Source organism: Saccharomonospora sp. NPDC046836 (assembly GCF_040645195.1).
Lineage (GTDB): Bacteria > Actinomycetota > Actinomycetes > Mycobacteriales > Pseudonocardiaceae > Prauserella_A.
In genome coordinates, this window is sequence record NZ_JBEYXW010000017.1 from 135,175 (window position 1) to 146,861 (window position 11,687).

The following is an 11,687-nucleotide window of genomic DNA, read 5'->3' on the forward strand; positions in this document are numbered from 1 at the left end:
GTGTCTGCGAGACTGGGCGTCGTGCTGTGGCTGGAACTCGAAGGTGCTGTCAACATCCGTGACATCGGTGGCCTGCCGACCGACGACGGCGGCTCGACCGCGCGCAACCGCTTGCTCCGTGCGGACAACCTGCAGGATCTGTCCCAGACGGACGTGGCCTACCTCGTCGGCACGATCGGCCTGAGTACCGTCGTCGACCTGCGCACGGCCTCGGAGGTCGCGTCGGAGGGGCCCGGGCCGCTGACGAAGTACGACCACGTCGCCCACGTCCACCACTCGCTGCTACCGGATCATGCGCGGGACGCCACACAACCCGACGCGCTGCTGACACAGCGGCGGGAGGACCGGGAGCGCTACGACGGCGACCACATGTCCGCGCACTATCTCGGCTACGTCGAGCAGCGACCGGACAGCATCGTCGGCGCGTTGCGTGCGATCGCGGGCTCACCGGGCGCCGCGCTGGTGCACTGCGCCGCAGGCAAGGACCGAACGGGGGTCATCGTGGCGTTCGCGCTGAGCGTCGCGGGTGCCCGCCGCGACGCCATCGTGCGCGACTACGCGGCCACCGCCGAGCGCATCGAGGCGATCCTGGAACGGCTGCTCGCGACGACCACGTACGCCGCGGACGTCGCGAAGGTGTCGCTGGACCGGCACACGCCACGCCCGGAGTCGATGGCCGAGTTCCTCGAGCAGGTCGATGCCCGCTACGGCGGAGTCCACGAGTGGCTGCAGGCCAACGGGTTCACCGCCGACGAGACCGCCGGGCTGCGCGCCAAGCTCCGCAACTAGCGCGCTGTCACCGAGAGGGAGCCGAGGGAGGCGAACTCGGCGGTGACGGTGGCGCCGGGTTCGACGAACACCGCATCGGTGAGGCCGCCGGTCAGCACCACCCAGCCGGCCTCCAACGCGACGCCCCTGCGCCCGAGCGCGTTCGCTGCCAGTGCCAGCGCCTCCGCCGGATGTCCCTGCACAGCGGCGCCCGTCGCCGTGGCCACGACCTTGCCGCCGACCTCGAGCAGGCACGCCTCCAGCGCGAGGTCGAGCCGCTGCGGCGGCACGGCCTTGCCGCCCACCACGAACCGCGCCGACGATGCGTTGTCCGCAACGACATCGGGCAGGGCGAAGCTGAAGTCGGTGTAGCGGCTGTCGATGACCTCCAGCCCGGCATGCACGCTGCGCACGGCCGCAAGCGCGGTCGCCGCCGTCACACCAGGCCCGCGGAGCCGCTCCCCCAGCACGAAGACGATCTCGGGTTCGACACGCGGATGGATGAGCTCGTCCAGCGGCACGGGCGCCCCCACGGGCAGCACCATCGCATCGGTCAACCACGCCGTCAGCGGGGAGTCGATGCCCATCCGCTCCTGCTTGGCGCGGGAGGTGAGCCCGAGCTTCACCCCGACGACGGTCTGCCCGGCCTCGACCTTGCGGCGTAGCACTGCGTCCTGCACCTCGTAACCCGTGGCGAGGTCCAGCTCCGGCCACTCGTCGGTGATCCGGCCGCCGGTGCGGCGTGTGGTCTCCCGGTCGAGCAGCTCGGTCACGGCACGATCGACGGTCCAGGTCGTCATGCGCCGAACCCTATCCGCGGCGTGCGCGTGCGAGCAGCCTCGTGGTGTAGCGCTCACCCGATGCGACCACGTCCTCGGTGAGGACGTCGAAGCGGGACGGCAGCAGGGAGCTCAGTTCGCCGTGCCGGACGTGCCAGCGCTGCGCCGCGCTCGCACCGGGTGCCAGCGCCAGTGCTTCCCAGGCGATCAGGCCACCCTGCGTGACAGCGCTGCACGCCGCCGCGAAGACAGTCGGCTCCCAGTACCGAGTGGCCAGGACGAAGGCGTAGCACTCCTGCCCAGGGGCGTAGCGCAGTAGATCGGCGCGCACGCAGTCGATCGAGTCCGCGAGCCCGCGCCGCGCTGCCTCGGCGGCCAGCTGGCCGAGCGCGACGTCGGACACGTCCACCGCCACCACGGCACGGCCCGCCGCCGCGAGCGCGAGCGCACTGCCCGACCGGCCGCAGGCCAGTTCGAGCACGGGCCCGGCGGGGAAACCGGTTCGCATCGCCACGTCGAGGAGGGGATGCGCGGCGAACTCCGGCACGGAGGTCACGTACCGCTCGTTCCAGCGCAGCCGATCGTGGTCCGGCTCCGTCACGGCTGGTCACCCGTGCCGCCTGCCGGCTTCTGTGCGATCACGTAGTCGATGCGGCACATGCCAACACGGTAGCGCCCGCGGTGAATAACTACCGAGCTGTCCACACGTGACTTTTCGAGTCCACTAGCGACAGTGCCGCGACGACAACACTTCCCGGCGCCGCGTCTTCCGGGCCGAACCCCCGAGCTGGACTATGGAGGTACTGGGAGGCGAGTTGCCCAGCAGCGCAGGCGGGTTACAGCGATCGGGGATCACATGATCGTCGAGATTCTTGCCCTCGGCTTCTTCCTGAGCCTGGACAACTTCCGGGCCTCAATCGCGCTCGGGACACTCCCGTTCAGCTGGCACCGCGCCGTTCAGGTCGCCGTGATGTTCGGGATCTGGGACGGACTGGCGCCGCTGGTGGGCGTGCTGCTCGGGCACTACGTCGACCAGGTTGTCGGCCATGAGGCCGTCGGCCAGTTCATCCGCTATGCCGGGCCTGCCGCGATGTTTCTGTACGGTGTGTACCTTCTCGTCCGTTCCTTCCGGACGGAGGCGCCGGAGGAGATCGACCATCCGTGGGCGCTGTTCGGCATTCCGCTGTCGCTGAGCCTGGACAACCTGCTCGCCGGCACGAGTCTGGGGTTGTTCGGGTTCCCTCCTGCGCTGTCGGCCGCGGTGTTCGCCGCCACGACCACCGTGATGTCGTTTGCCGGGTTGTGCATTGGGCGGGTCACCGGTCGCCTCATCCGCATTCGCGCCGATCTGCTGAGCGGCATTGCGCTCGTCGTCATGGCGTTCGTTCTCCCGCTGGAGCTGGGAGGTGGTTGAGCCCAGCCATTCCCTACCGGGAGCGCGCCCGGTGTGTGCGCGGGACGAGCACGGGGTCACGTGGCCTCGTCGGCTCGTTGGCGGCCCGCACCGCCGCCGTCACGATGCCGTGGTCCGGTGAGAGATGACAGACCGGATCGGTGCGGGCGGCGTCGCCGGTGAGGTAGAAGGCCTGGCAACGGCAGCCGCCGAAGTCGATCTCGCGGCGTGGACAGCCGCGGCACGGCTGCGGCATCCAGTCCGTCCCCCGGAAACGTTGGAACAGCGGCGATTCCGCCCAGATCCACGCCAGCGACTCCGTGCGCACACTCGCGCGGGGAAGGGGAAGCGCGTGCGCGGCGGGGCAGGGCAGGACATCGCCGTTGGGTGCGATGGTCAGCTGCTGCGCACCCCACCCACCCATGCACGGTTTGGGATACCGGCTGTAGTAGTCGGGCAGGACATAGACGACATCCATCGTGCCGGCCAGGCGCGCCCGCGCGGCGCGCACGACCTCCTCCGCCCGGTCGAGCTGGTCCCTGCTGGGCAGGAGCGCGCCGCGGTTACGCAACGCCCAGCCGTAGTACTGCGTGTTGGCCAGTTCGAGCCGGTCGGCCGCCAGTTCCTCGGCCAGCCGCAGGATGTCAGCGATCCGGTCGATGTTCTGCTTGTGTAGCACCACGTTCACGGTGAGCGGCCAGCCCAGCTTTTTCACCAGCCGCGCCGCCTCGACCTTGCGGTGGAAGGAGGCGATGCCGGCGATCCGGTCGGAGGCCGCCGGCTCGTCCGCCTGGATGCTGATCTGGACATGATCGAGACCGGCGGCCTTGAGCTGTTCCGCCCTGCGCTGCGAGAACCCGATCGCGCTGGTGATGAGGTTCGTGTAGAGGCCGAGTTCGCTGGCGGTCGCTACGAGCGTCACGAGGTCACGACGCAGAAGTGGTTCACCGCCTGACAGGTGGAGTTGCAGAACACCAAGCGCCTGCGCCTCGGCCAGCACCCGTTGCCATTCGGCCGTCGTCAGTTCGTCGGTGTAGCCGGCGAGGTTGAGCGGGTTCGAGCAGTAGGTGCAGGCCAGGGGGCAGCTGTAGGTGAGCTCTGCCAGCAACCCGAAGGGTTTATCCATGGCTGATCTCCACGTACCGCTTGTCTACGAGCCGCGCGAGGAAACGCTGCACCTCGTCGTCGACCACCCGATTGTATCGGCGCCGCAGCTCCGCCACGATGTCCGCGACGGTCCGCTGTCCGTCGCACAGGCCGAGAATGTCCGCGCCCGTCCGGTTCAGCACCGCGACCGCCTCGGGCCCCAGCAGCACATGCCGCTCCCTGGCCCGGTCGAACGTCAGCCGCACATAGGGCGCCAGCCGGGGCCGGCCCGACCAGTGCACGGGCGGCTCGGTAGCGGGATCACTCGGAATAGGCTCGGTCGATGGCATCCAGCATTCCCCAGAGAACATCGTTTTTGAAGGACAGTGCGGCCACTGCGCGTTGCTGTTCCTCTGCTGACCGGCAATGCGAGGTCACCACCTCCAGTGCGTGTTCGGCGTCCCGGGGAGCCTGCACCAGCCGGGCCCGGAAGTAGGTGAGGCCGTGGCGGTCGATCCACGGGTAGCAACGCTCGAGTGCGGCGAGCCGCTCGGTCATCAGCCCCGGCGCGAAGAGCTCGGTCAGCGAGGACGCCACCGCCTCGACCCACGGCCGGGTACGGGCGAACGTCACGTACGCGTCGACGGCGAACCGCACCCCGGGCACCAGATGACGTTCGTCGGACACCTCCTCACGCGTCAGCCCCACCGCCTCGCTCAGCCGCAGCCACGCCTCGATGCCCCCCTCCCCGCTGCTGGTGCCATCGTGGTCGAGGATGCGCCGCACCCATCGACGGCGCACCTCACGATCGGGACAGTTGGCGAGGATCGCGGCATCCTTGCGGGGGATGTTCGCCTGGTAGTAGAAGCGGTTGGCGACCCAGCCCCGTATCTGGCGGCGGCTCAACCGGCCCTCGTTCATCCTTACCTGGAAGGGATGTTGATCGTGGTAGCGCTGTGACTGGGCGCGCAACGCCGCCACGAAGCGGTCGGTTTCCGTTGCTGTCATCGCGACACCGTGAGCTGCCTGATGACGCAAGGGCGGCGGGATACAGCCCCGGCACCCCTGCGCCATACGAAGTGTGCATTAGTCCAGCCGAGCGACGTACATCGTCACTTCAGGCGCGCACTCGAATTCCTCGAACTCGGGGGCCTCCCATTCGCAGGATTGAGACCGAGCGACAACAGATTCCACTGTTTTCACCTCCTTTCCGTGCTCGTGGCTCGGCTCGGCATTTCCCGTCGCGGCCCATTCCGGTCACTTGTGAGATCGAGGCGAAGATTCGGCACTAGTGCTATTCCGGAAGAGCGAAGGCGAAGAGAGCGTCGCCGTGCTGACCGCCCAGCATCCCGGGCGCGAACCCCTCGACCCACGCGCCCCAGCCGACCGGCACGGCGATGTACTGCCGTCCGTCGACGCTGTAGGTGCTCGGGTTGCTGTGGTGCCCGCTGCCGGTCTGGAACTGCCACAGCAGTTCCCCGGTGCGCGCGTGGAAAGCGTTGAACTCACCCGACGGTTCGCCGACGAACACGAGATCGCCTGCCGTGGCGAGCACCGACGACGAGATCGGCCACTTGCTGGCCCACCGCCACGCCTCGTTGCCCTCCGCGTCGAAGGCCTTCACGTATCCGCGCATGTCCTCGGCATCCACGCTGACGCTCGCACCCCAATAAGGGATGCTTTCCTTGAACTGCCTGCGGCGCCGCGTGACTTCCGCACCGACGTCCTGCACGGGGACGTAGAAGAGCTCCGTCCTCGGGTTGTAGGCCGCGTGCGTCCATTCCTTGGCTCCCGCAGGTCCCGGCCAGAAGTGGACCGGCTCACCCTCCTTATCGGGGTACACCTTCGGGGTGACCTTGCCGTCAGCGGTGATCTCACCCCACGTGATGCGTTCGCCGAACGGGAACGTCCGGACGAGCTCACCGTTGGTCCGGTCCAGGATGAAGCAGTACCCGTTCTTGTCGAAGTGGGCCAACAGCTTCCGGTCGCCCTGGTCGAACAGGATGCACTCCATCACGGAGTCGTAGTCCCACAGGTCGTGCGGCGTGCACTGGTAGTGCCACCGGATCCGTCCGCTGTCGACATCGACGGCCACCACGCTGTCGGTGTAGAGGTTGTCGCCGGGCCGCACCTCTCCGTCGAAGTCGGGGCCGGGGTTTCCGGTGCCCACGTAGAGCAGGTTGGTCTCCGGGTCGAAGGTGCTCGTGATCCAGGTGTTGCCGCCGCCGCGCGCCCAGGCCTCGCCGTCGGAAGGCCAGGTCTCCGCCCCCGGCTCACCCGGCTTCGGCACCATGTAGCAACGCCAGACGTGCTCGCCGCTGTCCATGTCGAAGGCATCGAGGTGGCCGCGTACGCCGAACTCTCCGCCGGAGCTGCCCACGATCACCAGGTTCTTCACCACGAGCGGTGCGACCGTGGCGCTCTCCCCTGCCCGCACGTCACCATAGGTGCTGTCCCAGACAGCCTTTCCGGTGATCGCGTCGAGCGCGATGATGTGCGCGTTCAGCGTGACGACGAAGACCTTCCCCCTCGCGACCGCGACGCCGCGGTTCACGTTGCCGCAGCAGAGCGAGGTATCGAACGGGATCGCGTGCTTGTAGACCCACAGGGTCTGCCCGTTTCTGGCGTCGATGGCCCAGACCCAGCCGTCCCAGCCCGCGACGTACATGACGCCGTCCACGATGATCGGCGCAGCCTCGAAGGCGTACGTCGACGGCCCGGCGTGCATGCCCGCGGCGCCGAACTGGAACACCCATGCGGGCGTGAGCCGCTTGACGTTGTCGGTGTTGATCTGATCCAACAGGCTGTAGCGCTGCCCGTTGTAGTTGCCGTAGTAGGTGAGCCAGTTGTGCGGTTCCGATGGAGCATTGAGAATGCGCTCGTAGGTGACGTTCTGTGTCACGTTCGGTGCACTACCCACCACGGCGCTCAAATCCGAGAAGTTGACGGGCCGGGCCTCTACGTATTCCGTCATCGCCCGTTCCTTTCTATGGCCGTGGCTGGTCTGGCCGGTCGAGGCGGGCCCCCTGCGGCGCATCGCCCAAAACGACGATCGCGCCAATCAGGCCGCGGCCTTCATCGTTACCGATATTGGAGCTGAACCAGTAGTAGCCGGGGCCATCGAGGTTGAGGGTGACCATTCCGCGGGAATAGACCGGCAACCACATCCATTTGTTGTCGCCATTGCTCGGCAAGTGCGCGCAGTGCGTGTTCGTGTCGTCATTGACGACCTCGAGGTCGAGGTCGCCGCCATGGGGCATCACCAGGATCGACGGGTCCCAGATCAGCTCATCGGGCGGGATACGTACCTGCCCGCGCATGCGGCCCTGCGGCCCCTCCTCGGCATGCCCGATGTTTCCGGTTGCGAGCACGCGGCCCAACGTCGCTTTGTTCTGCTTGTCCAGCCCGAGCTCGTGCAATGCGACGGAACGCTCGTCTGCGGTGCTTGTCATCGGCTCCACCTCCCAGCCGATATCTTCACCTCAGTTCGAGTGTGCGACCCGCCACTTTCGGGGTCAAGTCAGCCCGCGCACTCGGCGATTCAACGCCTGTCCACAATGGAGCTGGCGGCGTGGGCGGCTCAGCTGACCAGGCCGGAGAAGTAGGACCAGAACCGCTGCAGCACCAGGATCACGATCAGCAGGAGCCAGAACAGCAGCGGAGCCAGATGCCGCCGCGCCAGGACCTCGCCGAGGGCACGGCCGCCGGGCAGGTAGCCGGCCGCGAGGTTGTGCACCGTGGTGTACCAGAAGATCGGAATCGTGACCGCCCACACGGCCAGGCAGTACGGGCACAGCGCGCCGATCTCGTAGAGACTCTGCGTGATGAGCCAGTGCACGAAGCCAACGCCGAAAAGCGTGCCCGCCTGCAGGCCGAGCCAGAACCACCGCGGCAGCCTGGCGCCGGCGAGCAGGGCGACCCCGACTGTGGTGACGATCGGGAACCCGGCCACACCGAGGATCGGGTTCGGGAACCCGAACGCCGCGGCCTGCGCACTCTGCATGACCGAGCCGCAGGACAGCGTCGCGTCGATCGAGCACGACGGCTGGTAGAACGGGTTCTCCAGCAGGGCGATCTTCTCCACCGTGAGCACGAAGGCCGCCACGGAACCGATGATGCCGCCGACGGTCAGTACCCAGGCGACTATGGAGACGAGGCGGGTGGGGACACGACTTTCAACAACCGGCTGCGCAACCGACACGGACATGCCCCGGCTCTCCTCTTCCCCCACTCGACCATCGCGACACCCACGACGCTAGCGCAGGCGGGCCTGGCGGCCGGGGCGGGCAGGGGTGGACAGGACGACGAGCTCGGCACCGGAGAGGTCGAACTCGACCCTCAGTGTCTGCTCGCCGGTCTCGTCGAGGTTGCCGGCGCTGGCGAGCCGGTACACCAGCTCGACACCGCATCGTTGCAGCAGGGTGACCGGGGCCGATAGCGCCGCTGGCCGCGCCAGCTCCACGCGCAGGCAACGGTTCGGCTCGTGCAGCAGCCGAACCCGGTACGGCCCGGTGCCACTCGTGAGCGCGAGCGTGGCCAGCTCGTTCACCAGCAGCTCCCCATCGCTCACGGCGCGTGGGTGGTATTCGCCGAGCACACCCCGTACCCACCGCCGCAGTCCGGCCAGGTCAGTGGCGTCCTGCACCGTCCACTCCATTACCCATCACCACCCATCGCTTTACCTGCCTTTGGGAATCAGGGACTACCCCATGTGTTGAACAGCCAAACACGAAGGGAGCATTGGACCTCACGCCATGCGTTCACCTGCCAAGGCCCGCGCGTTTCCCTGCTCGAACACGGGGTATGCGCCAGCGTGGCCGTGAACGCCTTGCACATCCTGGCCGAGGCGGCGACCCCAGCCGACCTGGCGGCCGCGCGGACGCAGATGGGACTGTCGCTCGGCTGGCACATCATCCTGGCGTGCTTCGGCGTCGGCATGCCGGCGATCACGGTGTTCGCCGAGTGGCGCTGGCTGCGCACCGGCGACGAGCTGTACCGCACACTCGCGCACCGGTGGGCGAAGGCCATGGGCGTGTTGTTCGCGGTCGGTGCCGTGTCCGGCACGATCCTCAGCTTCGAGATGGGGGTGCTGTGGCCCGGCCTCATGCAGACCTACGGGCAGGTGATCGGGCTCCCGTTCACTCTGGAGGGCTTTGCGTTCTTCATCGAGGCGATCTTCCTCGGCATCTACCTCTACGCCTGGGACCGGCTGCCGCCGCGTGTCCACGTGCTCACCGGGATACCGGTGTGCGTGGCGGGGGTGGCCTCGGCGTTCTTCGTGGTGTGCGCGAACGCGTGGATGAACCAGCCCACCGGTTTCGACCTGGAGAACGGCCGTGTGGTCGGTGTCGATCCATGGGGGGCGATGTTCAATCCGGCGACTCCCCCGCAGACCGTCCACATGATCATCGCCGCGTTTCTCGTCGCCGGGTTCGGCATGGCCGCCGTCTACGGGGCCGCGATGCTGCGCGGCAAGCGGGACCGCTACCACCGGCTCGGCTTCACGATCCCGTTCACGTTCGCGGCGGTGATCGCCCCGGTCCAGGTGTTCGTCGGTGATTGGGCCGCCAAGTTCCTGGCCACCAACCAGCCCGCCAAGCTTGCCGCCATCGAGGGCGTGTACCGGACGGAGCAGGGCGCTCCGCTGCACCTCGGCGGCATCTACAGCAACGGTGAGATGCGCTACGCAATCGAGATCCCCAACGCCTTGTCGCTGCTGGCGCACTGGAACCCGCGCGCCACCATCATCGGACTGGCCGAGTACCCACCGGGCGACCGGCCGCCCGTCAACATCGTCCACTGGTCCTTCCAGATCATGGTGGTGATCGGTTTCGCCCTCGTCGCGCTGGGCTGCTGGTGCGGGATCGTGGCGTGGCGGCGCAGGCGGCTGCCGACGTCCCGGTGGTTCGCCCGCGCCGCCGTTGCGGGAGGTATCGCCGCACCCATCGCGGTGGAGGCCGGCTGGGTGACGACCGAGGTCGGCCGCCAGCCGTGGATCGTGTGGGGCAAGCTCCGTGTCACCGATGCGGTCACGCCGGTGCCCGGTCTGACTGTGGGCCTCCTCGTGGTCGGCATTGTGTACCTGGTGCTGACCATCGCGTCGGTGTACGTGATGCGGCGCCTGGCGAGAACGCCGCTGCCGGTGGCGCCGCAGGAACCCAGTGCCGAGCAGGAGCGGGCGGGATGAGCCTCGCGAACTGGCTGATCAGCCTCATGTGGGTGGGCCTGACCTGTTACGTCCTGCTCGGCGGGGCGGACTTCGGCGGCGGGTTCTGGGACCTGGTCGCGGGTCGCGCGGCCCGGGGGGCGCGGCAGCGCTGGCTCGTCGAGGAGTCGATCGGGCCGGTGTGGGAAGCCAATCACGTCTGGCTCATCTTCGTGATCGTGCTGTGCTGGTCGGCATTCCCTGCTGTCTTCGCCTCGGTTACGTCCACAATGTACATTCCACTGACACTGGTGGCGCTGGGCATCATCGCCCGCGGCGCCGCGTTCGCGTTCCGCAAGGCCAGCACGGAGTTCGGCCTGCAGAGGCTCTTCGGTGCCGCGTTCGCCGCCTCGTCGGTGCTGACCCCGTTCTTCCTGGGTGCGGTGGCCGGCGGGATCGCCTCGGAGCGGGTGCCCATCGGCATCGCGAAGGGGGATCTCGTGACGAGCTGGTGGAACCCCACCTCGGTGTTCGCCGGCGTGCTGGCAGTCGTGGTCTGCGCTTACCTTGCCGCGGTGTACCTCTGCGCCGATGCGCGCCGGGCACAGGCTCCCGACCTGGTGCGCGGGTTCCGGCACCGCGCTATCGGCAGCGCGGTCGTCGCGGGCGCGCTCGCGCTCGGCGGGATCGCGGTGCTGCATGCCGACGCACCCGCGCTCTTCGCCGGCCTGACGAGTACGGGCCTGCCGCTGGTCATTCTCTCGATCGTCGCGGGCCTTGGCTCGATGGCGCTGCTGTTCATGGACAGGTACGTGCTCGCCCGCGGAAGCGCGGCTGTCGCGGTCACCGCCCTGCTGTGGGGCTGGGCCGCCGCCCAGTACCCGTTGCTGCTCCCGCCCGACACCACGATCGACGCCGCCGCCGCGAACCCGGCTGTCCTGCGGGTCGTGCTCGTGAGCACCATCGTGGGCGCACTGCTGCTCATACCGTCGCTGGCGTGGTTGTTCATGCTGTTCCAGCACAGCCCGGCGGCGAGCGAGCCACCGCGACGGTGAACCCCTGACGGCCCGGCTCGTCATGGACCAGATCGCAGCGAACCACGTCGACAGCGCCGTCCGAGTGCGATGGAAGATCGTGCCCACGGTCACGGAGGTCTTGCTGCATAAGCTAGTCCAAACAGGATTTCTCACTCGAGAACCACTGCTGCAGTTCCTCGTCATTGGTTCATACCACCTTCCCAGTCCAACGAGATCAGACTACAACACTCGACCAGATTTGTCGAACACATGTTCGAGTCTTGTGGTAGGCTGTGTTTGTGTGCGAGAGCGTGATCTCCCCGATGTCGTTGGGGGATAAGGAACTTGTTGACGGCCTGCGGGGGTTGGAGCAGGGCCGTCGGGAGTCCTATGCCCGGGAGTTGACGTTCATCGCGGAGATCGAGGCGCGTGGGCTGCCTGCCGAACTGAACTGTTCCGGTGTCGGGGCGTTGATACGGGAGATGTTCAACCTCAACCCG

At 67.9% G+C, this 11,687-nt stretch carries 15 protein-coding genes; 5 read left to right on the plus strand and 10 right to left on the minus strand.

Features of this window, described 5'->3' with window-relative positions; genetic code table 11:
* Positions 1 to 21 precede the first annotated feature (21 nt).
* Entirely contained in the window at positions 22 to 789 is a 768-nt protein-coding gene (locus tag ABZ863_RS20375; protein ID WP_358537886.1) for a tyrosine-protein phosphatase, read from the plus strand.
* Here the strand turns inward: ABZ863_RS20375 and ABZ863_RS20380 are convergent.
* Complete coding sequence (locus ABZ863_RS20380; protein ID WP_358537829.1) at positions 786 to 1,568, minus strand: fumarylacetoacetate hydrolase family protein; 783 nt, start codon at positions 1,566 to 1,568, stop codon at positions 786 to 788. The genes ABZ863_RS20375 and ABZ863_RS20380 overlap by 4 nt on opposite strands.
* A gap of 10 nt (positions 1,569 to 1,578) precedes the next feature.
* Positions 1,579 to 2,148, minus strand: coding sequence for a methyltransferase domain-containing protein (locus ABZ863_RS20385; protein WP_358537832.1), 570 nt, complete (start codon positions 2,146 to 2,148; stop codon positions 1,579 to 1,581).
* A 255-nt stretch (positions 2,149 to 2,403) separates the two neighbouring features.
* On the opposite strand from ABZ863_RS20385, the gene ABZ863_RS20390 reads away from it, so the two are divergent.
* A complete protein-coding gene (locus ABZ863_RS20390; protein ID WP_358537835.1) occupies positions 2,404 to 2,961 on the plus strand; it encodes a manganese efflux pump in 558 nt (185 codons plus the stop codon).
* A gap of 13 nt (positions 2,962 to 2,974) precedes the next feature.
* Here the strand turns inward: ABZ863_RS20390 and pqqE are convergent, their stop codons facing one another.
* The 8 genes from pqqE to ABZ863_RS20430 all read right to left on the minus strand — a co-directional run bounded on the left by pqqE (position 2,975) and on the right by ABZ863_RS20430 (position 8,671).
* Positions 2,975 to 4,066 carry a pyrroloquinoline quinone biosynthesis protein PqqE gene (gene pqqE, locus ABZ863_RS20395; RefSeq protein ID WP_358537838.1) on the minus strand — a complete coding sequence of 364 codons (1,092 nt, stop codon included), beginning with the start codon at positions 4,064 to 4,066 and terminating at the stop codon, positions 2,975 to 2,977.
* The gene (gene pqqD / locus ABZ863_RS20400; RefSeq protein ID WP_358537841.1) at positions 4,059 to 4,328 is read right to left on the minus strand and encodes a pyrroloquinoline quinone biosynthesis peptide chaperone PqqD; all 270 of its coding nucleotides are present in this window, start codon (positions 4,326 to 4,328) and stop codon (positions 4,059 to 4,061) included. Before pqqD ends, pqqE begins: the two co-directional genes overlap by 8 nt.
* A 19-nt stretch (positions 4,329 to 4,347) precedes the next feature.
* A complete protein-coding gene (gene pqqC / locus ABZ863_RS20405; RefSeq protein ID WP_358537844.1) occupies positions 4,348 to 5,034 on the minus strand; it encodes a pyrroloquinoline-quinone synthase PqqC in 687 nt (228 codons plus the stop codon).
* A 78-nt stretch (positions 5,035 to 5,112) separates the two neighbouring features.
* Positions 5,113 to 5,229: a pyrroloquinoline quinone precursor peptide PqqA gene (pqqA, locus tag ABZ863_RS20410; protein ID WP_358537847.1), complete on the minus strand. Its 117-nt coding sequence runs from the start codon at positions 5,227 to 5,229 to the stop codon at positions 5,113 to 5,115.
* A gap of 91 nt (positions 5,230 to 5,320) precedes the next feature.
* Positions 5,321 to 7,000, minus strand: a complete 1,680-nt coding sequence (locus ABZ863_RS20415) for a PQQ-dependent dehydrogenase, methanol/ethanol family (RefSeq protein ID WP_358537849.1) — start codon at positions 6,998 to 7,000, stop codon at positions 5,321 to 5,323.
* Positions 7,001 to 7,013: 13 nt separating this feature from the next.
* On the minus strand, positions 7,014 to 7,478 hold the full coding sequence (locus tag ABZ863_RS20420; protein ID WP_358537852.1) for an MSMEG_3727 family PQQ-associated protein: 465 nt from the start codon (positions 7,476 to 7,478) through the stop codon (positions 7,014 to 7,016).
* Between the two features lie 128 nt (positions 7,479 to 7,606).
* Positions 7,607 to 8,233, minus strand: coding sequence for a vitamin K epoxide reductase family protein (locus ABZ863_RS20425; RefSeq protein ID WP_358537854.1), 627 nt, complete (start codon positions 8,231 to 8,233; stop codon positions 7,607 to 7,609).
* A gap of 48 nt (positions 8,234 to 8,281) precedes the next feature.
* The gene (locus tag ABZ863_RS20430) at positions 8,282 to 8,671 is read right to left on the minus strand and encodes a hypothetical protein (protein WP_358537857.1); all 390 of its coding nucleotides are present in this window, start codon (positions 8,669 to 8,671) and stop codon (positions 8,282 to 8,284) included.
* 168 nt (positions 8,672 to 8,839) lie between these two features.
* Between ABZ863_RS20430 and ABZ863_RS20435 the strand changes: the two genes are divergently transcribed.
* From ABZ863_RS20435 to ABZ863_RS20445, 3 genes are all read left to right on the plus strand, one after another.
* Complete coding sequence (locus ABZ863_RS20435; RefSeq protein WP_358537860.1) at positions 8,840 to 10,213, plus strand: cytochrome ubiquinol oxidase subunit I; 1,374 nt, start codon at positions 8,840 to 8,842, stop codon at positions 10,211 to 10,213.
* Positions 10,210 to 11,226 carry a cytochrome d ubiquinol oxidase subunit II gene (locus ABZ863_RS20440; RefSeq protein ID WP_358537863.1) on the plus strand — a complete coding sequence of 339 codons (1,017 nt, stop codon included), beginning with the start codon at positions 10,210 to 10,212 and terminating at the stop codon, positions 11,224 to 11,226. The genes ABZ863_RS20435 and ABZ863_RS20440 overlap by 4 nt, the downstream gene beginning before the upstream one ends.
* A 260-nt stretch (positions 11,227 to 11,486) precedes the next feature.
* On the plus strand, positions 11,487 to 11,687 hold a 201-nt coding region (locus ABZ863_RS20445; protein ID WP_358537866.1), incomplete at its 3' end, for a hypothetical protein.